Here is a 23756-nt window from a genome sequence, read left to right as displayed (position 1 = left end):
CCTTTGTCTCGGGGCTCAGCGCAGGCCGTCCCACTTGCTGATGTCCTTGGCCAGCAGGCCGCCGACGCGGGCATGCACGCGGTAGCCGGTGCTCATCGCGAGGATGAAGACGATCTCGTCGGCCGCCGGCGCACCGGGCACGCGCACCTCGATGGCATCGAACTGGCCGCGCACGTAGCTGGCGTTGATGTTGGTCAGCGGCACGTCGAGCGCGGCACCGGGCGGGCCGACCTTCTTGGTCGAGGGCACGATGGACAGCGCGTTGGCCGGCTGGCCCGTCTTCTCCTCGGCCTTGCCGGCGGTGTAGGCGCTGCGGTCGCCCTTCCAGCCGAGCAGCTCGCGCATCGCGTAGCCGCCGGGCACGTGCCACAGCGCGCCGTGCTCCAGCTCGCCGGCGGCGCCGACGATGGCGCCCTTGCCGTAGGTGGCGATCTCATCGAGCGGCACGTCCATGGCGGCGTGCAGCCGGTGCGCCATGTCGACGCCCACCGGGTCGAGCAGCGCCATCATGGGCAGGATGTCGGGCTCGTAGCGGCCGGCGAAAGGGTTGGTCATCACCACGCCGATGGCGCCACGCACCAGCGGCGTTGCGGCGCGGGGACCGAACTCGTGGTGGATGTGCTCGACATGGGTGAAGACGCGGCGGATATCGATCATGGAATGAAGCTCGCCATTCGTTAAGCAAATACTGAACCAACTGCATCGCGCGGCCTCGCCGCGCTGATGGAGCATAAGGGTTCGACAAGACGCCATTGCCCCTGGCAAACCAGCATCGCCGCCCAGGCGTTTCCGCCGGATTGCAGGAGGCGCGCGCGGGCCGCGCCCGCATCGAGTGCACGGCGCACCGTCGCGGGGGCCAGGGGCGGCACGTCGACCGTCACCGGAATGTCGCCGAGGTCGCTGTCGTCCTTGCACTGGCTGGCCGGCAACCGGCGGATCGCGCCGTCGTCGACATCGACGGCATTGGCGATGACGGTCGCGGCCGCGTCGGCCTGCGCGGCCGTGGCGGCGAGCACCGTCACGCTGTCGGCGATGCCCAGCGAGAAGCTGCGGCCGCGCCAGCCGCTGGTGGCGACGCCGCGCACCGGCTGGGCCGCCTCGACGACGAACTGGCCGTCGGTCGTGAGCGGGCCGGCATCGGCCAGATCGAACTGGGCGATGTCCGCGAACAGGCCGACGCGTGCCGAACGGCCGGCCGCCAGATGCAAGGCGATGTCGCCGCCGTTGTTGACCCAGGCACGCTCGATGCCGGGGCGCCGATAGAAAGCAATGATCTCGTCAGCCACCGAGCCGGCCACGGCCGCCATCGGCGTGATGAAGGCCGCACGGAACGGCGCGCAGGCGTTCCACATGCGACGCGCGATCGGGCCTTGCAGCGCGCAGTGCGCGCCCACCGGTTGCCGCAACAGCGGCAGCTCACCCACCAGTTCGGCGAGCAGCGATTCGAAGCGCACCCACGCTGCCGCATGCGCCGACGCCAGGGCCGCGGCATCGCCCTCGGCCTCGATCACCAGATCGATCGGTCCGTGGTGCAGGTGCCAACGCTGGGCGTCGAGCAGATGGCGTTCGGCGTGCACCGTTCAGCCCAGCATCGGCGGCTGGCCGAGGGGCCAGGGGTTGGCGTCATCGATGCGCACCCACTGGCGCGTGACGGGCGCGCCGTCGTCCTGCCACGCACCGCGTGCCAGGGCTTCCTGCAGCGGGAACACATGCTCGACGTGGCCGCCGAGCGCGGCATAGTCCTCGAGCCGCATGCTGAATTCGATGGGCGCGACGATGGCCGGCGTGGGCACGGTGCCGAAGCTGTTGTCGGGCATGCGCATGACGTCGACCATCACCGTGATGCCGCCGCCCGGCCACACATAGGCCGGTGCGCCGCCGCAGGTCACGTTGACCAGCGCGCGCTTGATGGCGCGGGTGAGCAGCACCGGGTTCTCGGTGACGCCGGCGCGCAGGCTGCCGCCCGCACCGCCGAGGAAGAGCACGGTGCAGAGCGACGGCTCGCAGTTCTCACCGATGCGTTCGACGATGCGTTTGACCTCCTCGGGCATCGGCTGCTCGACCGGCACCAGCGCATCGTCGAGCACATACCACTGCGCATGCTCGCCGGTGGTGGAGGTCATCAGCAGCCGCAGGCCGGGTTTGGCCACGCCCTCTTCCCAGCCTTCGATGATCGAGAGCGGGTCGGCGATGTCGGTGCCGCCCCAGCCGTTGCCGGGATTCGCCACCTGGAAGTAGCGACCAGGCGTCGATTTGCGGCCGAGCATCTTGATGCCCGATTCGGGCATGTCGAGGCAGCGCCCGGCCTGGTGCTGCGTGAGCACGCCGGTGATGTGGTCGTCGACCACCACCACCTCATCGGCCACACCGGCGAACTGCCGCGCGAAGATGCCGACGGCCGCGGAGCCGCAGCCCACGCGCATGCGCTGCTCTTCGACGCCGTTGACGATGGGCGCGCGGCCGGCCTGGATGACCAGGCTGGAGCCGCCGTCGATGGTGCATTCGGCCGGCTGCTTGTTGCCGAGCTTCTGCATCAGCTCCAGCGCCATGCGGCCTTCCTTCTTGCTGCCGCCGGTGAGGTGGTGCACGCCGCCGAGCGACAGCATCTGCGAGCCGTATTCGGCCGTGGTGACGTGGCCGACCACCTCGCCCTTGTAGCGGACGTTGGCCTGTTCGGCGCCGAGGAAGCGGTCGGTGTCGATCTTCACCTTCAGGCTGCAGTAGCTGAAGATGCCTTCGGTCACGACCGTGACCATGTCGACGCCGCGCGCCTTCGAGCCCACGATGAAGGGCGCGGGCTTGTAGTCGGGATAGGTGGTGGACGAGCCGACCCCGGTGACGAAGACCTCGTCGGCATGCAGCAGATCGCCGTTCCATTCCGGCTCCGCGCCTTGCGCATCGGCGGCAGACGGCTCGGCGCCATCGCGGGCGAAGGGCACCAGCGCCGGCGACGGGTTCTTCAGCGCGCGGCGCAGCAGCACGACGGGGTCAACCCGCACCAGCACGCCGTCGCGGTTGGCGTAGCGGTCGCAGGCGCCGGTGCGGCCGTCGGAGATCTGGCAGAGCACCGGGCAGGCGTTGCATTCGACCTTGGCCGTGCTCATGCGTTCGTTGCGCGGCGGGGCCTTGCCGAAACCGGCGGCGTCGGGGATCACCGGCACGTCCATGCCCGGCAGTCCATCTGTCTTGGTGTGTTCAGTCATCGTGGCGATCTCTCAGAAAGCGTGCTGCAACCGGTGCAACAAACATGCCGGTTTCACGCTTGTGCGTAATTTGTCATTTGTGTAGCATCCGCTCCACGTTCATGTGGTGTTCACTACATCAATGAGCCGGAATCTACCGATCCGGCCCGATGTTTGCATGGGTGTTTTCCTGGGCTCACCGGCCTGGTGCATGCGGTGAACGACAATTGGGCGGCCTCAGCCGGCGTCTGCGGGCTAGGGCCGCCAGCCCCGTTCGCAAGCCTTTGTCGCCCGCCATTTCGTCCACTTTTCATCGAGTCATTCATGAGTGCATTCAGCGAAGAACGCGTTCTCTCGGTCCACCACTGGACCGATCGCCTGTTCACCTTCACCACCACGCGCGACCCGGCACTGCGCTTCTCGAACGGCCACTTCACCATGATCGGCCTCAAGGTGAACAACAAGCCGCTGCTGCGTGCTTACTCCATCGCCAGCGCCAACTACGAGGAATACCTCGAGTTCCTGAGCATCAAGGTCGACGACGGCCCGCTGACCTCGAAGCTGCAGCACATTCAGGTCGGCGACACCATCATCGTGGGCCGCAAGCCCACCGGCACGCTGCTGATCGACTACACGCTGCCGGGCAAGCGCCTGTACCTGTTCGGCACGGGCACCGGCCTCGCACCGTTCATGAGCATCATCCGCGACCCGGAGACCTACGAAAAGTTCGAGAAGGTCATCCTGGTGCACGGCGTGCGCCAGGTCGACGAGCTGGCGTACCACGACCTCGTCATCGACCACCTGCCCAAGCATGAATTCCTCGGCGAGCTGATCGAAAAGCAACTGCTGTACTACCCGACCGTCACGCGCGAGGAGTTCCGCAACATGGGCCGCATCACCGAGCTGGTCGAGAGCGGCAAGCTCACCGACGACCTCGGCCTGCCACCGATCAACGCCGCCGAAGACCGCGTGATGCTGTGCGGCAGCCCCGGCATGCTGGTCGACCTCAAGCACATGCTCGAAGGCCGCGGCTTCAAGGAAGGCAACACGAGCACCCCCGGCGACTTCGTCGTCGAACGCGCCTTCGCTGAAAAATGACCCCCCCCGTGCCGCTGCGCGGCTCCCCCCCGGGGGGGCACATCCTGCGGTCTGGCAAAGCCAGTCCCGCGGATGTCGCTGGCATGGTCCAAACACTCCTGCACTGCGCCAAGGCATGACCATCCGCAAGCCCGCAGCCAAGCCCCAGCGCAAGACGGGCGTGCGCGAGGCTGCGGCGCAGGCCACGCGCGATGCGATCCTGAAAGCGGCCACCAAGGTGTTCGCCAAGTACGGCTACGACGGCGGCAGCGTCGAGAAGATCTCGAAGGCCGCGAAGTCGTACGACCGGATGATCTACTACTACTTCGGCAGCAAGGAAGGCCTCTTCATCGCCGTGCTCGAAGGCATCTACCAGCGCATGGACGATGCCGAGGCGGCGCTCGACCTCGACACCACGCGCCCGGTCGATGCGCTCACCGCGGTCATCCGTTTCGTGCTCGGCTACTACCGCAAGAACCCCGAGTTCGTCACGCTGCTGAACACCGAGAACCTGCACAAGGGCCGGCACATCTCGAAATCACTGCGGGCGCGCGAGTACTCGTCGCGCGCGGTGTCCATCATCTCGGAGATCCTTCGGAGCGGTGCGGCGCAGGGGCTCTTTCGCACTGACCTGGTGGCACGCGACGTCTACCTGCTGATCGCCGCCACCGGCTATTTCTACACGGCCAACCGCCACACGCTCACTGCCTTCCTCGGCGAGCCGCTGGAGTTGCCGGCCGCGGTCACGCACTGGGAAGATTTCGTGATCGAAACGCTGCTGCGCACGGTGCGCTCAGACGAAAACCCAGAACCCACACTTCCCCACGAGGACATCAAATGGCAGAAATCGCAGCCGGCGCCAAGTCGGGCAAGGTCGTCATCCAGAACATAGGGCTGCTGCTCTCGGGCGACATTGACCAACCCATCCTCGACGCCGACACCATCGTCGTGGTCGACGGCCTGATCACCGCGGTCGGCAAGTACAAGGACTGCGACGTCGAGGGCGCGAAGACCGTCATCGACTGCAAGAAGACCACCGTCGCGCCGGGTCTGATCGACAGCCACGTGCACCCGGTCTTCGGCGACTGGACGCCGCGCCAGAGCCAGCTCGGCTGGATCGATTCGTCGATGAACGGCGGCGTGACCACCATGATCTCGGCCGGCGAAGTGCACCTGCCCGGCCGTCCCAAGGACATCGTCGGCCTGAAGGCGCTGGCCATCACGGCGCAGCGCGCGTACGACAACTTCCGCCCCAGCGGCGTGAAGGTGCTGGCCGGTGCACCGGTCATCGAGAAGGGCATGGTCGAGAGCGACTTCAAGGAACTGGCCGAAGCCGGCGTGGGCCTGCTCGGCGAAGTGGGCCTGGGCACGGTGAAGGCCGGCTACGAGGCCAAGGAGATGGTGGCGTGGGCGCGCAAGTACGGCATCCAGAGCACCATCCACACGGGCGGCCCGTCCGTGCCGGGCTCGGGCTACATCGACAAGGACGTGGTGCTCGAAGCCGACGCCGACGTCATCGGCCACATCAACGGCGGCCACACCTCGCTGCCCGAGGCCCATGTGTGCGAGCTGTGCGAGAAGTCGACGCGCGCGATCGAGATCGTGCACAACGGCAACGAGAAGACGGCCATCGCCGCCGCCCGCGCGGCCATCGAGCTGAAGTGCCCGCACCGCGTGATCCTCGGCACCGACGGCCCGGCCGGCTCGGGCGTGCAGCCGCTGGGCATCCTGCGGATGGTGTCGTTCATCACGGCCTTCGCCAACATCCCGGCCGAGCAGGTGTTCTGCTTCGCGACCGGCAACACGGCGCGCATCCGCAACCTCAACTGCGGCCTGATCGAAGTGGGCCGCGACGCCGACTTCGTCTTCATGGACCGCGCCCAGCACTCGCCGGCGCCCGGCCTGCTCGAGAGCGTGGCGCTCGGCGACATCCCGGGCGTGGGCATGGTGATGATCGACGGCATCGTGCGCAGCGGCCGCAGCCGGAACACGCCGCCGGCGACGGAAGTGCCAGTGGTTCTCGCCGGGCACTGACGCCCGCCGCTGGGGTGCTGCCTGACGGCAGGCGCCCCAGCGCTCCACCTCGTTTTCAAGGACGTGACGGTGCGCGCCGCGCCCCACGTCGGCGCTCGCATGCCCGACATGCGTCCTCGCACGCCTGAAGCGCCGGGCACGCTCCGTGCTTACGGGGCCCTGCATGCATACGTGGATCCAATATTACAAATGGACCGCCGTCGCCTTGCTGGCGCGGGACACCGGCCATGATGGCCACGGAGCGCACGCCTGATGGACCGCCTGCTGGCCAGCGCCGAACAGGAGGCCTACGACTACGTGCTGCAGCGCATCCGCAATGGTGCGTTTCGCGCCGGTGACCGGCTGATCGCCGAAGACATCGCCGTCGCCATCTCGGCCAGCCGCATGCCGGTGCGCGTGGCCTTCCGCCGCCTGGCGACCGAAGGGCTGCTGCTGATCCGGCCGAACCGCGGCGCGATGGTGCGCGGCATCACCATCGCCGAGATGCGCGAGGTGTTCGAGATGCGCGCCGTGCTGGAGGCTCAGGCAGTGCGCGTGGCTTTGCCCCATCTGGGCGCGCAGGAACTGCGCGACGTCGAGAACCTGCTGGAGCGCATGGACCGCCACGGTGCCGATGTGCAGCAGTGGGTGACGCACCACCGCAACCTCCACGAATACCTCTGCGGCCTGAGCCAGCGGCCCCGCCTGATCGCGCAGATCGCCGCGCTGCATTCCTTCGTCGAGCCGCACATGCGCCTGTGGATGGAGCACACGGCCAAGCCCAACAGCACCGAGCACGACCACCACGCGCTGCTGCACGCGCTGCGGCGCGGCGACCCCGACGAGGTCGAGGAGGCCATGCGCGAGCACATCGTGTCCACCATCCCGCCGCTGGAGAAGCTGATGGCCGATGGCGTCCCGCTGCCTGCGGCGGCATCGCGCCAGTCATAGACCGGCTCGCACCGTTCTTCCATCTCCGTTCCCGACCCCACACCGCACCTCATGCGCAACTTCGAACGACCCGGCCGCTCCGTGGTCATGGCCCGCAACGGCATGGCCGCCACCTCGCATCCCACCGCCACCCTCGCTGCGGTCAACATCCTGCAGGCCGGCGGCAACGCCATGGACGCGGCCATCGCGGCCTGCGCGGTGCAGGGCGTGGTCGAGCCCGGCTCGACCGGCATCGGCGGCGACTGCTTCGCGCTCTACGCCCGCCAGGGCCGCGACGACGTGGTCGCCTTCAACGGCTCCGGCTGGGCGCCGGCCGCGGCCACGCCGGCTGCGCTGCAGGCCCGCGGCGTGACCGAATGGACCCGCCAGTCGCCCCATGTGGTGACGGTGCCCGGCGCGGTGGACGCCTGGGCCACGCTGGCCGCCGACCACGGCACGATGCCGCTCGCGGCGCTGCTGCAGCCGGCCATCACGCTGGCCGAGGAAGGCTTCGCGGTGGCGCCGCGCTGCGCCAGCGACTGGGCGCTGCAGGCGGGCTTGCTGCGCAACGACGCCGACGCCGCGCGCGTCTACCTGCAGGACGGCCAGGCACCGGCCGAGGGCGCGGTGCACCGCTTCCCGGAACTCGCCGCCACGCTGCGCACCATCGCGGCCGGCGGACGCGAGGCGTTCTACGGCGGTGCCATCGGCCGCGGCATCGTCGAGTTCCTGCAGTCGCGCGGCGGCCTCCACACGGCGGAAGACTTCGCGCGCTACCGCGGCGAGTACGTGCAGCCGATCCGCACGCGCTTTCGGGGCATGGACATCGTCGAATGTCCGCCCAACGGCCAGGGCGTGATCGCGCTGCTGCTGCTCAACATCCTCTCGGGCTTCGCGGCCGAAGGCGACCCGCTGTCGGCCGACCGCCTGCATCGGGAGATCGAGGCCGCGCGCCTGGCCTATGCGGCGCGCGATGCCTGGCTGGCCGACCCGAAGCACACGCCGGTCGACGCCGATTGGCTGCTGTCGCCCGGCCTGGCCGACGAGCTGCGCGCACGCATCGACCCGAAGGCCGCGGCGGTACATGTGCCGGCACCGCAACCGGCGGCACACCGCGACACGGTCTACATCAGCGTGGTCGACCGCGACCGCAACTGCGCGAGCTTCATCAACTCCATCTTCCATCCCTTCGGCAGCGGCCAGCTCGCGCCGGGCGGCGTGCTGCTGCACAACCGCGGCCAGAGCTTCTCGCTCGATGCGGCGCACCCCAACGCCATCGGCCCGCACAAGCGGCCGATGCACACCATCATCCCCGGCATGGTCGTGCAGGACGGCCGCGTGCGCATGCCCTTCGGCGTGATGGGCGGGCAGTACCAGGCGATGGGCCATGCGCACTTCATCTCCAAGGTGCTCGACTTCGGGCTCGACCCGCAGGCCGCCATCGACCTGCCGCGCGTGTTCCCGGTGCCCGGCACCACGCAGGTCGAGGTCGAAGGCACGCTGCCGATGGCCACGCGCGACGAACTCGCGCGGCGCGGCTTCGAGCTCGTGAAGCCCGAGATGCCCATCGGTGGCGCGCAGGCGATCTGGATCGACTGGGACACGGGCGTGCTGCACGGCGCCTCCGACCCGCGCAAGGACGGCTGCGCGCTCGGCCACTGAGCCACTTCTTCTCCTTTACCTCTTCTCATCAACCGCAACGGAGTTTTCGATGGACCAGCCCGATTTCAAACGCCAACTCGCCGAACGCCTTGCCACCGATTTCGGCCGGCGCGACTTCCTGCGCGTGATGCAGGCCGGCGCCCTGTCGGCTGCCACGGCCGCGGCCGGTGGTGCCGCGCTGCTCGGCCCGAACGTGGCGGCGGCCGCCGAGCCCAAGCGCGGCGGCACGCTGAAGTGGGGCCAGGTGGTGCCACCGGACACGCTCGACCCGCACTTCACCGGCTCGCTGGCCGCCATCAAGATCCACAACAACATCTACAACGGCCTGCTCAAGGTCGCGTACGACGGCAAGAAGGTCAGCTTCGTGCCCGACCTGGCCGCGAGCTGGGAAATGACCGACGACAAGACGCACGTCTTCAAGCTGCGCCCCGACGTCAAGTTCCATGATGGCGACGCCTGCGACGCCGCGGCCGTCAAGTGGAGCATCGAGCGCGTGAAGGACCCCAAGACCGGCTCGCCGCACGCCTGGATGGTGGCCTCGCTCGAAGGCATCGACATCATCGACCCGCTGACCGTGCGCATCCGCTACAACAAGCCTTTCGCCTTCTTCCCGGTGGCCATGAACGGCGCCACCGGCCGCGCCGGCACCATCGTCTCGCGCCGCGCGGTGGAGAAGTTCGGCAAGGACTTCGGCCGCAACCCGGTGGGCACCGGCCCGTTCAAGTTCGTGCAGTGGCGCGAGAACGAGATGATCGAGCTGCAGCGCAACCCCGACTACTTCGAGAAGGGCCTGCCCTACCTCGACAAGATCAGCATCCAGCTGATCAAGGAACCGACCTCCGCCGTGGCGGCGCTCATCTCGGGCCAGATCGATGCGCTCGACGCCTGCCCCTTCCAGTTCATGTCGCAGCTGCGCGCGAACAAGAACCTGCAGGTCTTCGGCGAGGTCGAGGGCAACTACGCCTTCCTCGGCATGAACACCAAGCGCGCCCCGTTCGACGACCCGAACCTGCGCCTGGCCGTGGCCTACGCGATCGACCGCGACGTGCTGGTCAAGCAGGGCTACTTCGGCGATGCGATCGCGGCCTACTCGATGGTCTCGCCGCCGATGTCGAACTTCTACGACCCGGCGATCGCCAAATCGGGACGCGGCCAGTTCTTCGACCTGAAGAAGGCGCAGGCCTTCCGCGCCAAGGCCAAGGACCAGGGCGAGGTGGCGCCGGTCTACCTGGCCTCGGAAGCCTTCACCTCCAACGGCGGCAGCGGCAGCCGCAATGCGCAGCTCATCATCCCGATGCTGGCGAAGATCGGCATCAAGGCCAAGCTCGAGCTGATGGACCCGGCCGTACTCAACAAGCGCACCAACGCCGGCGACTACGACTTCTACGACGCCGCCTGGGAAGCCGACCTGGACCCGGACGAAACCATTCGTCCCGAATGGCTCAGCGGCATGCCGTGGAACCGCGTGGGCTACGCCAACCCGGCCTTCGACGCGCTGATCCTGCAGGCGTCGCAGATCGTCGACGTGGCCGCGCGCAAGAAGCTCTACGAGCAGGCCGAGGACATCATGCTGACGCAGGACGCGCCGATGGCCGTGCTCGCGCACACCAAGGTCTACAAGATCTTCAACAAGCGCGTGGACGGCTTCAAGTACGTGCCGGTGAACCTGATGAACATGCACACGGTCAGCCTGAAGGCCTGAGCGCGCGATGGCCCGTGCGCTGTTCTCCCGGTTGATGCAGACGCTGCTGGTGCTGGCGGTGGTCTCGATCGCCGCCTTCTGGTTCCTCAAGCTGGCGCCGGGCGACCCGGTGTCGCTGATGCTGGGCGCGGAGTATTCACCGGCAGCGCACGCCAAGCTGACGCGCGAACTCGGGCTCGACCTGCCCTGGCCGCAGCAGTACCTCAACTGGCTCGGCGGCTTCGTGCGCGGCGACTGGGGCACCTCGTACATCAGCCACGCCGACATCTTCAAGCAGGCGGTGTACGAGGCGCTGCCGATCACGCTCACGCTGTCGGCGCTGGCCCTGGCGATGGCGCTGCTGATCGGCGTGCCGGCCGGCATGCTGGCGGCGCTGCGGCGCGGCGGGCCGGTCGACTGGCTGGTCTCGTCGCTGTCGGTGCTCGGCTCGGCCGTGCCCAGCTTCTACCTGGGCATCGTGCTGGTGTGGGTGTTCGGCGTGGGCATGGGCTGGTTCCCGACCATGGGCTTCGTGCGGCCGTGGGAAGACTTCGCCGCCGGCATGCACCACCTGGCGCTGCCGGCCATCACGCTGGGTGCGTACTACGCCGGCCTCATTGCCATCACCACACGCGCGAGCCTGATCGACGTGATGGCCCAACCCTTCATCGGCGCCGTGCGTGCGCGCGGCGAGCCGATGTGGCGCGTGGTCGGCGTGCACGCCATGCGCAATGTGCTGATGCCGCTGGTCACGGTGATCGGGCTGCAGCTGGGCGGCCTGCTGCGCGGTGCTGTCATGACCGAGGTGGTGTTCGCCATCCCCGGCCTGGGCATGATGATCACCACCGCCGTGCTCAACCGCGAATACGGCGTGGTGCAGGCCGGGATCATGCTCACCGCGCTCTTCTTCGTGCTGGTCAACCTGCTGGTCGACCAGACCTACCAATGGCTCGATCCGCGGCTGCGCCGGCGGTGACGCCCGAGCGCCGCATGCTCTTCATCGACGGGTACCCATGAGCGTCGTCCTTCCTCCTTCTTCTTCAGCGGTGGCCCTGCAGGCCATGGCGCCCGCGGCCGGCTGGCGCCAGCGCTGGTGGCACCCGATCCGGCGCGAGCCCGCCGCGCTGGTGGGCCTCGGCATCGTCGGCCTCTTCGCGCTGATGGCGCTGTTCGCCCCGTGGCTGGCCACGCACGACCCGACGGTGCAGGACTTCGCCGTGGCGCTGCAGCCACCGAGCGCCGACCACTGGCTGGGCACCGACTCCTTCGGGCAGGACCTGTATTCGCGCCTGCTCTACGGCGCGCGGCTGGCACTGGGCATCGGCTTCGGCTCGGTGGCGCTCGGGCTGGCCGGCGGGCTGGTCGTCGGCCTCGTCGCGGGCCTGGCCGGCGGGCGCATCGAGTGGGCGCTGATGCGCCTGGTCGACGCGATCCTCGCTTTCCCCGAAATCATCCTGGCCATCGCCTTCATCGCCGTGCTCGGCATGGGCGTGGACAAGCTGGTGTACGCGCTGGCCGTGTCCTTCGTCGGCCCGTTCGCGCGCATCGTGCGCTCCGACGTGCTGCAGGTGAAGTCGCTGCCCTTCGTGGAAGCCGCCGGCCTGATGGGCGTGCCCAAGCTGCGCATCGTGCTGCGGCACCTGCTGCCGCACGTGACCTCTTCGCTGCTGGTGCAGGCCGGCATCCGCATCAGCACGGCCATCCTGCTGGAGTCGGGCCTGTCCTTCTTCGGCCTGGGCGTGGTGCCGCCGACGCCGGACTGGGGCCTGATGATCGCGGAAGGCCGCGGCTTCATCACGATGGCGTGGTGGATCTCGACCTGGCCCGGCCTGGCGCTGGCGGTGCTGCTGGTCGGCCTCACGCTGATGGGCGACGGGCTGCGCAACGCCTTCGCGCCGCGATCGGAGGGCCGGTGAGCATGTACGCAGACAACGGCTTTCCCGCCGCGACGCCCGCCGACGCCGGCCGCCCCGCGCCCATGCCCGCCGAGCCACTGCTGTCGGTGGAAGACCTCACGCTGGAACGCGGCGGCAACGCCGTGCTCGACCGCGTGACGCTCTCGCTGGGCGCGGGCCGCACGCTCGGCCTGCTGGGCGAATCAGGCGCCGGCAAGTCGACGCTCGCGATGGCGCTGATCGGTCTGCTGCAGGCGCCCGAGGTGCGGATGCAGGGCAGCATGCGCTTCGACGGCGAAGAGCTGGTCGGCCTGCCGGAGAAGCGCTTCCAGACGCTGCGCGGCCGCCGCATCGGCCTGGTCTTCCAGGACGCATCGGCGGCGCTCGACCCCTGCTTCACCATCGGCGACCAGGTCTGCGAACCGCTGCGACGCCACCTGCGGCTCGACCGCCGGCAGGCCATCGAACGCGCCGTGGAACTGCTCGACAGCGTCGGCATTCCCGACGCGCGCACGCGCCTGGCCGCCTACCCACACCAGCTGTCGGGCGGCATGCAGCAGCGCGTGATGATCTCGATCGCGCTGGCCTGCAACCCCGAACTGCTGATTGCCGACGAGCCGACCAGCGCGCTGGACGTGACCATCCAGGCGCAGATCATGGAGCTGATCCTCACGCGGGTGCGCGCGCTCGGCTCCAGCGCCATCTTCGTGCTGCACGACCTGGCGCTGGCGTCTCAGGTGTGCGACGACATCGCGGTGATGTACGCCGGTCAGATCGTCGAGACCGGGCCCGCCCAGGCCGTGCTCGGCCGCCCGCTGCACCCCTACACCGTGGGCCTGCGCCGCTGCGTGGTCGAGCTCGATTCGGTGCAGCTCGAACCGTTGGCCGGCACCGTGCCGGGTGCGGCCGACATGCCCGCGGGCTGCCGCTTCGCGACCCGCTGCCCGCACGCCCGGCCCCGCTGCGCAGCGGAGCGCCCACCCCTGGAGCAACGCGCCGGGCGCAGCCTGGCCTGCTGGGAAATCGACCGCATCCTGGCGGCCGAGCAAGAAGGGGTGGCCGCATGAGCCTGCTCTTCGAAATGCACGACGTCGAGAAGTCCTACGCCGTGGGCCACGGCCCGCGCACGGGTCTCTTCGGCCGGCGTGCCCCGCGCCGCCTGAAGGCGCTCGACGGTGTGCGGCTGGACATCGCGGCCGGTGACTCGGTCGCGCTGGTGGGCGAGAGCGGGTCGGGCAAGTCGACGCTGGTGCGGCTGATGCTCGGCCTGGAGCCGCCCAGCGACGGCCGCCTGCGCTACCGGCAGGCCGAGTTCGGCACGCTCGACGCCGCCAGCCGCCAGCGCTTCGCGCGCGAGGTCGCCTTCATCTACCAGAACGCGCGCGGCTCCATGAACCCGCGGCTGCGCGTGCGCGACATCCTCATCGAGCCGCTGCGGCTCTACAAGATCTGCCCGCCGGCCGACGAGGCGGCGCGCGTGGCCGCGCTGCTGCAACGCGTCGGTCTCTCCGCCGCCCTGGCCGACCGCTTCCCCGCTGAACTCTCGGGCGGCCAGGTGCGGCGCGTGGCGGTGGCGCGCGCGCTGGCGGGCGAGCCGACCACCCTCGTCGCGGACGAGTCGGTCGCCGGCCTCGACGTGTCGGTGCAGGCGCAACTGCTCAACCTGCTGCGCGACCTGTGCCGCGACATGGGGCTCACGCTGGTCTTCATCACGCACGACCTGGGCGTGGCGAGCTACCTGTGCCAGCGTGTGGCCGTGATGTACCTCGGCCGTATCGTGGAAGAAGGCCCGACCGCGGAAGTGATGGCCCGGCCGCTGCACCCGTACACGCGGGCGCTGATGCAGGCCTTCCCGAGCTTCGAGCGACCGTTGAAGGCGTCGCTGTCAGGCGAGATCCCGAGCCCGATCGACCTTCCGCAGGGCTGCCGCTTCGCGTCACGCTGCCCGCAGGTCCGTGCGGCGTGCCGCCTGGAAGACCCGGTGCTCACGCGCCGGACCGACACGGACACGCGCACCGTGGCCTGCCTGTTCCCGCTGAACGACTGACGTTTCCGCTGCGCGATTCGACGTTATCGCCCCACGGCGTTCGGCGTCGAATAGTCGTAGCGCGGGCCCGGCCCGGCGCTGACCGGCGGGCCGAGGTCCTGCCGGCCCGTGGTGGCGACGCTGCCGGCGGGCTGCGCCGGGGGTGCCGTGGCGAGCGGCTCGCGCGGACCGGGGCCGGCCACGACGGGCGGACCGGCATCCTGGTAGTTCGGCGACGAGGTCATGGCGGGCGGGCGCGAGGGTTCGACCCAGCCGCCGAAATCGGCGGGACGCACCTCCGAAGGTGACGGCCGCACGCGTTCACGGGCTGTGGCCTGGCGTGGAGGCGCGGGCGGCACGGTCGACGATGGCCGCGGCGCGCGCGCTGTCGGGCTGGTTGATCGGGGCGGTGCGTCGGCTGTTGCGGCAGCCGTGCTGGGCGATGGCGCCACGCTCGTCGGCAGAGGGCTCGGCACCGCGCTCGGGCCGGCGGGTGCGGCCGATGCCGCCACCGGCGGCGCCTCCGCACTGACCTGCCCCGCCGGCAACTGCGTCGGCGCCTTGCTGCCCGTGAGGATGTAGAGGCTCCAGGCGATGAAGCCGATCATCACGGCCAGGCCGGCCATGCAGAACTTGAACCAGAAGCCACTGTTGTTGGCCGCCTGCGCCTGAAGCGGCATCGGGCGGGAATGGACGGTGCGCGGCGCATCGAAGCGGCTGTCGCCACCTGTCGCAGCCGATGCCGCGAGCGGCACCGGGGCCGTCGCCTGCGGCAGAGGTGCGCGCGTCGGGGCCCGCGTCGACGCGATCGACGGCTCGGCGCCGAGCCGGGCAGCGCACGCCTCGCAGAAGCGGGCCTCGGCACGGTTGCGTTGGCCGCACTCGGGGCAGGCGATCGTCGACGACTTGGCATTGAACATAGCGCTTCACTGTGCATGAAAGTGAAGCCTTTGGTTGTCGGCTGGCGCCGGGATCAGGTTTCCACATGTCACGGCAAGGCGCATCGCTCGGGTGCCAGCACCGATATCTGCTCCGGCGCTTCCGGCTGCGTCTCGCCCCGCAGGAAGCTGAACACCGCCAGCGCCGTCAGCACGGTGACGGCCGCCAGCACGCACAGCAACGTACCGAAAGCCGCACCGTAGGCGTGCAGCAGCGCCTCGCGGCCCAGCCCCGGCAGCAGCGCCATGGCCTGTGGCAAATCGCCGGTCGTCATGCGCTGCGCGGCCTGCGACGCGGCCAGCGCCGTGTGCCCCGGCAGGCGGGCGAGCTGCAGCGCCACGAGCGCGGTGAGCCCGGCACCGACCAGCGCCAGCGCGATGCCCTCCCCGGCCACGCGCACGGTGTTGAAGATGCCCGAAGCCATGCCGGCGCGTTCGCGCGGCACCACGCTCACCGCCAGGCCGTCCATCAGGCCCCAGGGCAGGCCGATGCCCGCACCTATCAGCAACAGGGGCCACACCATGGCGTGCAAGGGCGTGCCGGGCGCGCAGCGGCTGAGCCAGACCAGGCCCACCGCGCACACCAGCAGGCCCAGCGCCGACAGGGCGCCGGCCGGGTAGCGCTGCGCGAGCCAGACCGCCAGCGTCGGCACCACCAGGATCGGCCCCGACAGCGCGAACATGAAGCCGCCCGCCTCCAGCGCACTGCGCCCTTCGAGCCCGACGAAGCGCAGCGGCAGCAGCACCAGCAGTACGACGAAGCCATAGGCCGGTGCGGCGGCCAGCAACTGCACGCCGACGAAACGCGGGAAGCGGAACAGCGACAGGTCGAGCATCGGATGCGCGGCGCGGCGCTCGATGGCGATGAAGGCCGCGCCCATGAGCGCCGCACCGGCCAGCGCAGCGATCACCCACGGGCTGCCCCAGCCGCTGTCGGGCGCCTGCAGCACGCCCAGCGTGAGCAGGCTCAGCGCCGCGGTGAAGCTCAGCGCGCCGGGCAGATCGAGCCCCTGCGCCTGCGGGTTGCGCGATTCGCGCATGGCGGGCGCCGCGATGCCCAGCGCCAACAGGCACACCGCGCCGGGGCTCAGCATCACGGCCTGCCAGCCGAAGGTCTGGGCCAGCCAGCCCGACAGCATCGCGCCGCAGGACAGCCCCACGCCGAACGAGGTGCCGATCAGGCTGAAGGCCCGCGTGCGCGCCGCGCCGTCGAACACCTGGGCCAGCGCGGCGGTGCCGGCGGCGAATGCGGCGGCCGACCCCAGCCCCTGCAGCGCGCGCGCCCTGTCGAACGTCACGATGCCCGGCGCCCCCACCAGCATCGCGCAGCTCAGTGTCACCACGACCAGCCCGAGCAGGAAGACGCGCTTGCGCCCCCAGGCATCGGCGAGCGCGCCGGCCGCCAGCAGCGTAGCGCCGAAGCTCAGCATGAAGGCATTGGTGATCCAGTTGAGCTGCACCGGGCTGCCCCCCAGGGCGTCGCGGATCGCGGGCAGCACCACGGCGGGGCCGGTAAAGCTCAGCGGCATGCCCAGCGCCGCCAGGCACACGGCGGCCAGCAGCCAGTTCTTGGAGGCGGAGGGGGACATGGCGATGGCTTTCACACGGGAAGGAGATGGAGGATCAGAAGATAAAAAGGATTCAATGGAATGAAAATGGCGGCCAGACTCCTTGCACTCCCAACCCCAGGTTGCCAATCACCATGGACAGTTTCAGCGGGCTCGAATCCTTCGTGCGGGCAGCCGACCTGCTGAGCTTTGCCGCCGCCGGCCGGCACCTGAGCATCTCGGCGTCGGCCGTGGGCAAGAACGTCGCGCGGCTGGAGGCGCAACTGGGCCTGCGCCTGTTCCACCGGACCACCCGCCAGGTGCGGCTCACGGCGGAAGGCGCGATGTTCCATGAGCGCTGCCGCCGCATCCTCGACGACCTCGACGATGCGCGCACCATGATGCAAGACGCGGTGGCCACGCCGCGCGGCCGGCTGCGCGTGAGCCTGCCGACCATCGGCTACCGCTTCCTGCTGCCGGTGCTGCCGGACTTCAAGGCGCGCTTCCCCGAGATCGAACTCGACCTCGACTTCAACGACCGCCTGGTCGACGTGATCGCCGAGAACGTGGACGTCGCGATCCGCAGCGGCGACCTGGCAGACTCGCGGCTGGTGGCCCGGCGGCTGGGGCCCTTCGACTTTGTGCTGGTGGCCTCGCCGGCCTACCTTGAACGCCACGGCGTGCCGCAGGTGCCAGCCGACCTGGCACGCCATGCCTGCCTGCGCTACAAGTTCGTGACCGGTGGCAGGATCGAGGATTGGGACCTGCCTGGCCTGCCGACACAGCTGCCGCCGGGCCTGCTGTCGAACAACATGGAAGCCATGCTCGGCGCCGCGGTGGCGGGCCTCGGTGTCGCCTACATGCCCGACTTTCTCGCGCGCGATGCGCTGTGCCGCGGCGAACTGCAGCGCGTGCTGGCCACGCACCTGGTGCGCCAGGGCCAGTTCTCCGCACTCTGGCCGTCGAGCCGCCAGCTGTCGCCCAAGGTGCGCGCCTTCGTCGATGTCGCGAGCGAGCGGATGTTCAAGCAAGACGATCTGCCGGCACGCGGGCCTCAGGCGGCGGCGTAGTCGGTCGATGCCGCCAGCTCGGCCCATTCCGCCGTTTCGCGCTGCAGGCCATCGATGTGGTCGCGGATCACCTGCAGCGTGTCGGTGCCCAGCGGCAGGCGCATCGGCGGCTTCGGCGACTCGACGAGGCGAATCACCGCCTGCGCCAGCTTGGCCGGATCGCCCGGCTGGTTGAGGCTGATGCTGCGCGCGGCGATGCGCACCTGGCCCGACGTGCCTTCGTAGTCGGCGATGAGTTTGGGCGAGACGGTCAGCGAATTGCCTTCGAGGAACTCGGTGCGGAAATAGCCCGGCTCGACCGCCGTCACGTGGATGCCCAGCGGGGCGAGTTCCTGGTGCAGCGCCTGGTTGATGCCTTCGACCGCGAACTTGGTCGAGCAGTACAGCCCGAAGCCGGGGCCCGATTGATGGCCACCCAACGACGAGAGGTTGAGAACGTGGCCACTGCGGCGCGCGCGCATCGACGGCAGCACGGCACGCGTCACGTTCAAGAGGCCGAACACGTTGGTCTCGTAGAGCTTGCGCACCTCGTCGGCCGTGGCTTCTTCCACGGCGCCCAAAAGGCCGAAGCCGGCGTTGTTGACCAGCACGTCGATGCGGCCGAAGCGGGCGATGGCGGCCTCGACGGCATGCGCGGCCTGGGCCTCGTCCGTCACGTCGAGCGACACGCCGAGCAGCGCCGGATGGTCGCCGAAGCGCTTGGCCACGTCGGCGGCGTTGCGGGCGGTCGCCACCACCGCGTCGCCGTGGGCGAGTGCGGCTTCGGCCATGCGGGCGCCGAGGCCGCGGGATGCGCCGGTGATCATCCAGACGCGCTTGAATTCATTCGTTGCAGTCATGTCGGTTCCTTTGAAATCAGGGTGATGAAGGGTTGCGGTGAGGGAAATGTAGGTTTTGCATCCGCATCGGAATAGCCCACATTCGCTCGCTTCATCCGCAAGACAATCGTGATAATCCGGCCATGGCATTCAACGAACTGCGCGCGATCACCACCTTCATCCAGGCGGCCGAGCTGGGCAGCCTGCGCCAGGCCGCCGCCGCGCAGGCGATCACGCCGCAAGCCGCGAGCCAGGCGCTGGCGCAGCTCGAATCGCACCTGGGCGTGCGGCTGTTCCACCGCACCACGCGGCGGCTGAGCCTCACGGAAGAAGGCAGCCAGTTCCTCGAGGCCGCGCAGCCCGGGCTGAGCACGCTGCAGCGCGCGTTGCGCAATGCGCGCCGCGGACGCGAAGAGATCGCCGGGCCGCTGCGCATCGTGGCGCCGCGCGCGACCATGCTGCAGGTCCTCTGGCCGGTGCTCGAAGCCTTCTGCGCGCAGCATCCCCAGATCGAACCCGACCTGCAGCTGGACGACCGCGTCGGCAACTGGGTCGAGGAACGCGTCGACGTCGGCTTCCGCAGCGGCCTCGCGCCGCAGGACGGGCTGATCGCGCGGCGGCTGATGCCGGTGCAGCTGGTCGTGTGCGCTGCGCCGGCCTATATCGCGCGCTTCGGTGCGCCACACCACATCGACGACCTGGCGCAGCACCGCTGCAGCTGTTTCCGGCATCCGACCAACGGCAAGCTGATGCCGTGGGAGTTCAAGGTCGACGACCAGATCGTCGCGCGCGACATCGCGCCGGCGCTGTGCACCAACGATGTCGACCTGGAAATTCGTGCGGTGCTGGCGGGCCAGGTGATCGGCCAGTTGATCGGTGCGACGGCGGCACCGCTGCTGCGCAGCGGGCAACTGGTGCCGTTGCTGACGCAACATGTGACGGACCACCTGGGTCTCTACGTCTACTACGGCAGCCGGGTGGCGCAGCCGCTGCGGGTGCGCGCCTTCATCGACCTCGCAGTCGAGATGCTGACGGACAACAGCGACTTCGTGCTGCAGCCGCACGAGCTGAAGCCCATGCCGGCGCGCAAGCGCGCAGCGCGCCTGGCCAGCTCACGCTAGACGCTCAGACGCGACCGTCGGCCGGGCGCAGCACGTCGCCCTGCAGCGTCACCGGCTTGCCGATGGGCGGCGCGGTGCGCGTTTCCACCGTGCGAAGCCGGCCGTCGTCCATGCGCACGCTGACCTGGTAGCGGGTTTCGGTGCGGGTGCGTTTCTCGATCGTGTGGCCGGCATAGCCACCGCCGACGGCACCGATCACCGTGGCCGCCGTGCGTCCGCCGCCGTGGCCGATCTGGTTGCCGAGCACGCCGCCCAGCACACCGCCCGCCACGGCGCCGACACCCGTGGGCGGTGCAGCGTGCTGCACGGTGCGTACGGATTCGACCCGGCCGCAAGTGGCGCAGACAGGGGATCGTGCGGGGGCCGGCACCGCAGCGACGGTGCCGTTGCCTGGTGCCGGGTTCATGTCGGCGGTCGAAGGTGCAGTCGAGGGCGGCGCCGTGCGGCTCACAGTGCCCGCGCTGTCCGGGGCACGCACCGGCGCCGGCAGGGCGGCCGAGGGCCGATCGCCGTCTTCCGGGCCACTGAGCGGCTGCGGCGCCGTGATCGCGCTGGGTGTACCGCCATCGCTGGCGCTGTGCTGGTAGAGCAGGGTGCCGCCCAGCGCGGCGACCACCACGGCCAGCGCACCGATCGTGCCCCAGAGCACCTTGGGCGAGGTCGCGCCGTTCTTCATTGGGCTGTGCATGGTGTGTCCTTTCGCTCGAACTCTCGATGGCCCGAGCTTAGACAGCACTCTCGCTTCGCAGCCGCCGGCGCGCCTGTAAAACCCGTAACTGCGACGACGGCCTACAGGTTCGGTGCCAACAGGCGTTCGAGTTCGCTCTCCGGCAGCCGACGGCGCGCCGCCTGGTCGGCCAACTGGTCGTGCCCGATCTTGCCGACGTTGAAATACGTCGCATCCGGGTGGCCCAGGTAGAAGCCGCTAACGCTCGCGGCCGGCGTCATGGCCAGGCTCTCGGTCAGCGTCATGCCGATGTCGGCGCACTGCATCACTTCGAACATCTCGCGCTTGACGCTGTGGTCGGGGCAGGCCGGGTAGCCCGGCGCGGGGCGGATGCCCTTGTACTTCTCGGCGATCATCTCCTCGTTGCTCAGGCCCTCGTCGGGGGCGTAGCCCCAGAGGTCGGTGCGCACGCGGTGGTGCAGCGATTCGGCAAAGGCCTCGGCCAGCCGGTCGGCCAGCGCCTTGAACATGATGGCCGAGTAGTCGTCGAGGTCGTCGATGAAGAACTTCTCACGCTTCTCGACGCCCAGGCCGGCCGTCACCGCGAACATGCCGACATAGTCCTTCAGGCCGCTGTCCTTGGGCGCGACGAAGTCGGCCAGGCAGCGGCTGGGGCGCATCACACCGTCGATCGCCTGCTTCTCGGTCTGCTGGCGCATGCCGTACCAGGTCATCGCGACTTCGCTGCGCGTCTCGTCGGTGTAGAGCTCGATGTCGTCGTCGTTCACCGTGTTCGCGGGCCAGAAGCCCACGATGCCGCTCGCGCTGAGCCAGCGGCCTTCGATGAGGCGCTGGAGCATGCGTTTCGCGTCAGCGTAGACGCGTACCGCTTCGGTACCCACGACCTCGTCCTTGAGGATCGCGGGGAACGGCCCCGCCAGGTCCCAGGTCTGGAAGAACGGGCCCCAGTCGATGTACTTCGCGAGCTCGGTCAGGTCGAAGTTCTTGAACACGCGACGGCCGATGAACTTCGGCACCGGCGGGGTGTAGCCGGTCCAGTCGATCGGCGTCTTGTTGGCGCGCGCCTTCGCAAGGGGCCACAGCGGCACCTGCTTCTTGTTGGCATGCTGCAGGCGCACCTTGTCGTAGTCGGCGTTGAGTTCATCGATGTACTTCGTCGCCTGGTCGGAGAGCAGCGATTGCGCCACGCTCACGCTGCGCGAGGCGTCGGGCACGTAGACGACCGGGCCTTCGTAGTGCGGCGCGATCTTCACGGCCGTGTGCACGCGGCTGGTGGTGGCGCCGCCGATCATCAGCGGGATCTTCTTGATGCGGAAATGGTCGTCGCGCTGCATCTCGCCGGCCACGTACTGCATCTCTTCCAGGCTCGGCGTGATGAGGCCCGAGAGGCCCACGATGTCCGCGCCCTCGACCTTGGCGCGCGCCAGGATCTCGTGGCACGGGACCATCACGCCCATGTTCACCACTTCGAAGTTGTTGCACTGGAGCACGACGGTGACGATGTTCTTGCCGATGTCGTGCACGTCGCCCTTCACCGTGGCGATGATGATCTTGCCCTTGGTGCGCACGTCGCGGCCGGCCGCCTCGTCGCGCAGCTTTTCTTCCTCGATGTAGGGCAGCAGGTGCGCCACGGCCTGCTTCATCACGCGGGCCGACTTCACCACCTGCGGCAGGAACATCTTGCCGGCGCCGAACAGGTCACCAACCACATTCATGCCGTCCATCAGCGGGCCTTCGATGACGTGCAGGGGGCGGCCACCCTTGGCGAGGATCTGCTGGTACGCCTCTTCGGTGTCCTCGACGATGAACTCGGTGATGCCGTGCACCAGCGCGTGGGCGAGCCGGTCGCCCACGCTCACCGGCGCCTCGGGCGTGCCGCGCCAGTCGTTGCGCTTGCTCTCGTCCTTGGCGCCGCTCTTGGCGGTCTCGGCCACTTCGACCAGGCGCTCGCCCGCATCGGGGCTGCGGTTGAGCACCACGTCTTCGACGCGCTCGCGCAGCACCGGCTCGAGGTCGTCGTACACGCCGACCATGCCGGCGTTGACGATGCCCATGTCCATGCCGGCCTTGATCGCGTGGTACAGGAACACGGTGTGGATGGCCTCGCGCACCGGGTCGTTGCCACGGAAGCTGAAGCTCACGTTCGACACGCCGCCCGACACCTTGGCGCCCGGCAGGTTCTGCTTGATCCAGCGCGTCGCCTCGATGAAGTCGACCGCGTAGTTGTTGTGTTCCTCGATGCCGGTCGCAACCGCGAAGATGTTCGGGTCGAAGATGATGTCCTCGGCCGGAAAGCCGATCTCGTCGACCAGGATGCGGTAGGCGCGCTGGCAGATCTCGACCTTGCGCTCGTAGGTGTCGGCCTGGCCCTTTTCGTCGAAGGCCATCACGACCGCGGCGGCACCGTAGCGGCGCAGCAGCTTGGCCTGGTGGCGGAACTGATCTTCGCCTTCTTTCATGCTGATCGAGTTGACGATGCCCTTGCCCTGGATGCAGCGCAGGCCGGCCTCGATGACCTCCCATTTCGACGAATCGACCATGATCGGCACACGCGCGATGTCGGGCTCCGACGCGATCAGGTTCAGGAAGCGGACCATCGCGGCCTTGCTGTCGAGCATGGCCTCGTCCATGTTGATGTCGATCACCTGCGCGCCGTTCTCGACCTGCTGGCGCGCCACGGCCAATGCCTCTTCGAACTGGCCGTTCAGGATCATCCGCGCGAAGGCCTTGGAGCCGGTGACGTTGGTGCGCTCGCCGATGTTGACGAACAGCGTGCCGTCGCCGATGCGCACCGGCTCGAGGCCCGACAGCTTCATCGGGGGAACGGACGTGACTGCTGCTGGGGAAGACGGTTCGGACATGGGCTCACCTGGATTCGCGGGGGGTCAGGTGAGCGTCGTTGCGGGGAATGGACCCGAGCCTGGCGGGGGTGCCGCTGCAACGCTCCTCGGGGGGTCTGGATTTTAGTTGCCTTTGTTCGAAGGGATGGTTGTCCGGGGCATCGATGTGTGGCGTGGGGGCGTCGGCGGGCGGTAGGCCTGTGGGCGGCAGACGACTGCGGCCCTTCGGGCTTCGCTGCTGCTCCTCGCGAAAGGCGGGGTCCGCGCA

General features: G+C 69.2%; 20 protein-coding genes and 1 riboswitch. Of the genes, 12 read left to right on the top strand and 8 right to left on the bottom strand.

Annotated elements, in window-relative coordinates; all coding sequences use genetic code 11:
* Nucleotides 1-15: 15 nt before the first annotated feature.
* The 3 genes from ACSFA2_RS23740 to ACSFA2_RS23730 are packed head-to-tail and all read right to left on the bottom strand — an operon-like array spanning nucleotide 16 to nucleotide 3203.
* Nucleotides 16-657: an amino acid synthesis family protein gene (locus tag ACSFA2_RS23740; protein WP_435457786.1), complete on the bottom strand. Its 642-nt coding sequence runs from the start codon at nucleotides 655-657 to the stop codon at nucleotides 16-18.
* A gap of 20 nt (nucleotides 658-677) precedes the next feature.
* Nucleotides 678-1577, bottom strand: a complete 900-nt coding sequence (locus ACSFA2_RS23735; protein ID WP_435457785.1) for a UPF0280 family protein — start codon at nucleotides 1575-1577, stop codon at nucleotides 678-680.
* 3 nt (nucleotides 1578-1580) lie between these two features.
* Nucleotides 1581-3203, bottom strand: a complete 1623-nt coding sequence (locus ACSFA2_RS23730; RefSeq protein WP_435457784.1) for a 6-hydroxynicotinate reductase — start codon at nucleotides 3201-3203, stop codon at nucleotides 1581-1583.
* Between the two features lie 303 nt (nucleotides 3204-3506).
* Between ACSFA2_RS23730 and ACSFA2_RS23725 the strand changes: the two genes are divergently transcribed.
* The 10 genes from ACSFA2_RS23725 to ACSFA2_RS23680 all read left to right on the top strand — a co-directional run bounded on the left by ACSFA2_RS23725 (nucleotide 3507) and on the right by ACSFA2_RS23680 (nucleotide 14487).
* Entirely contained in the window at nucleotides 3507-4280 is a 774-nt protein-coding gene (locus tag ACSFA2_RS23725; protein WP_435457783.1) for a ferredoxin--NADP reductase, read from the top strand.
* A 115-nt stretch (nucleotides 4281-4395) separates the two neighbouring features.
* Nucleotides 4396-5151 (top strand): TetR/AcrR family transcriptional regulator, encoded by a 756-nt coding sequence (locus ACSFA2_RS23720; protein WP_435457782.1) that lies wholly within the window; start codon nucleotides 4396-4398, stop codon nucleotides 5149-5151.
* Nucleotides 5097-6293: an amidohydrolase family protein gene (locus tag ACSFA2_RS23715; RefSeq protein ID WP_435457781.1), complete on the top strand. Its 1197-nt coding sequence runs from the start codon at nucleotides 5097-5099 to the stop codon at nucleotides 6291-6293. The genes ACSFA2_RS23720 and ACSFA2_RS23715 overlap by 55 nt, the downstream gene beginning before the upstream one ends.
* Nucleotides 6294-6545: 252 nt before the next feature.
* Entirely contained in the window at nucleotides 6546-7223 is a 678-nt protein-coding gene (locus ACSFA2_RS23710) for a GntR family transcriptional regulator (RefSeq protein WP_435457780.1), read from the top strand.
* Between the two features lie 51 nt (nucleotides 7224-7274).
* Nucleotides 7275-8864 carry a gamma-glutamyltransferase family protein gene (locus ACSFA2_RS23705; RefSeq protein WP_435457779.1) on the top strand — a complete coding sequence of 530 codons (1590 nt, stop codon included), beginning with the start codon at nucleotides 7275-7277 and terminating at the stop codon, nucleotides 8862-8864.
* A gap of 49 nt (nucleotides 8865-8913) precedes the next feature.
* Nucleotides 8914-10566 (top strand): ABC transporter substrate-binding protein, encoded by a 1653-nt coding sequence (locus tag ACSFA2_RS23700; protein ID WP_435457778.1) that lies wholly within the window; start codon nucleotides 8914-8916, stop codon nucleotides 10564-10566.
* 7 nt (nucleotides 10567-10573) lie between these two features.
* Nucleotides 10574-11521, top strand: coding sequence for an ABC transporter permease (locus ACSFA2_RS23695; RefSeq protein WP_286647684.1), 948 nt, complete (start codon nucleotides 10574-10576; stop codon nucleotides 11519-11521).
* 37 nt (nucleotides 11522-11558) lie between these two features.
* Entirely contained in the window at nucleotides 11559-12461 is a 903-nt protein-coding gene (locus ACSFA2_RS23690) for an ABC transporter permease (protein WP_435457777.1), read from the top strand.
* Between the two features lie 2 nt (nucleotides 12462-12463).
* Complete coding sequence (locus ACSFA2_RS23685) at nucleotides 12464-13507, top strand: ABC transporter ATP-binding protein (protein WP_435457804.1); 1044 nt, start codon at nucleotides 12464-12466, stop codon at nucleotides 13505-13507.
* Nucleotides 13504-14487: an oligopeptide/dipeptide ABC transporter ATP-binding protein gene (locus ACSFA2_RS23680; RefSeq protein ID WP_435457776.1), complete on the top strand. Its 984-nt coding sequence runs from the start codon at nucleotides 13504-13506 to the stop codon at nucleotides 14485-14487. Before ACSFA2_RS23685 ends, ACSFA2_RS23680 begins: the two co-directional genes overlap by 4 nt.
* Nucleotides 14488-14510: 23 nt before the next feature.
* Here ACSFA2_RS23680 and ACSFA2_RS23675 read toward each other — a convergent pair whose 3' ends face one another.
* The gene (locus tag ACSFA2_RS23675; RefSeq protein ID WP_435457775.1) at nucleotides 14511-15386 is read right to left on the bottom strand and encodes a zinc ribbon domain-containing protein; all 876 of its coding nucleotides are present in this window, start codon (nucleotides 15384-15386) and stop codon (nucleotides 14511-14513) included.
* 68 nt (nucleotides 15387-15454) lie between these two features.
* Nucleotides 15455-16993, bottom strand: a complete 1539-nt coding sequence (locus tag ACSFA2_RS23670) for an MFS transporter (RefSeq protein WP_435457774.1) — start codon at nucleotides 16991-16993, stop codon at nucleotides 15455-15457.
* A gap of 113 nt (nucleotides 16994-17106) precedes the next feature.
* Here ACSFA2_RS23670 and ACSFA2_RS23665 point away from each other — a divergent pair, with 113 nt between their 5' ends.
* Nucleotides 17107-18021, top strand: a complete 915-nt coding sequence (locus ACSFA2_RS23665; RefSeq protein WP_435457773.1) for a LysR family transcriptional regulator — start codon at nucleotides 17107-17109, stop codon at nucleotides 18019-18021.
* On the opposite strand, the gene ACSFA2_RS23660 is transcribed toward ACSFA2_RS23665, so the two are convergent.
* Nucleotides 18006-18860, bottom strand: a complete 855-nt coding sequence (locus ACSFA2_RS23660; RefSeq protein WP_435457772.1) for an oxidoreductase — start codon at nucleotides 18858-18860, stop codon at nucleotides 18006-18008. The two genes, ACSFA2_RS23665 and ACSFA2_RS23660, sit on opposite strands and share 16 nt — an antisense overlap.
* A 122-nt stretch (nucleotides 18861-18982) precedes the next feature.
* On the opposite strand from ACSFA2_RS23660, the gene ACSFA2_RS23655 reads away from it, so the two are divergent.
* Complete coding sequence (locus ACSFA2_RS23655; RefSeq protein ID WP_435457771.1) at nucleotides 18983-19960, top strand: LysR family transcriptional regulator; 978 nt, start codon at nucleotides 18983-18985, stop codon at nucleotides 19958-19960.
* 4 nt (nucleotides 19961-19964) lie between these two features.
* Here ACSFA2_RS23655 and ACSFA2_RS23650 read toward each other — a convergent pair whose 3' ends face one another.
* Together ACSFA2_RS23650 and metH are read right to left on the bottom strand one after the other, a co-directional pair.
* Complete coding sequence (locus ACSFA2_RS23650) at nucleotides 19965-20648, bottom strand: outer membrane lipoprotein (RefSeq protein WP_435457770.1); 684 nt, start codon at nucleotides 20646-20648, stop codon at nucleotides 19965-19967.
* A gap of 101 nt (nucleotides 20649-20749) precedes the next feature.
* Nucleotides 20750-23509, bottom strand: a complete 2760-nt coding sequence (metH, locus tag ACSFA2_RS23645; RefSeq protein ID WP_435457769.1) for a methionine synthase — start codon at nucleotides 23507-23509, stop codon at nucleotides 20750-20752.
* A 23-nt stretch (nucleotides 23510-23532) separates the two neighbouring features.
* Nucleotides 23533-23603: riboswitch (S-adenosyl-L-homocysteine riboswitch) on the bottom strand.
* Nucleotides 23604-23756 lie beyond the last annotated feature (153 nt).

The organism is Variovorax cryoconiti, assembly GCF_051216395.1.
Taxonomy (GTDB): Bacteria; Pseudomonadota; Gammaproteobacteria; order Burkholderiales; family Burkholderiaceae_C; genus Variovorax.
Note: the sequence above shows the minus strand (reverse complement) of the source record. Positions and strands in the feature narration are given on the sequence as shown.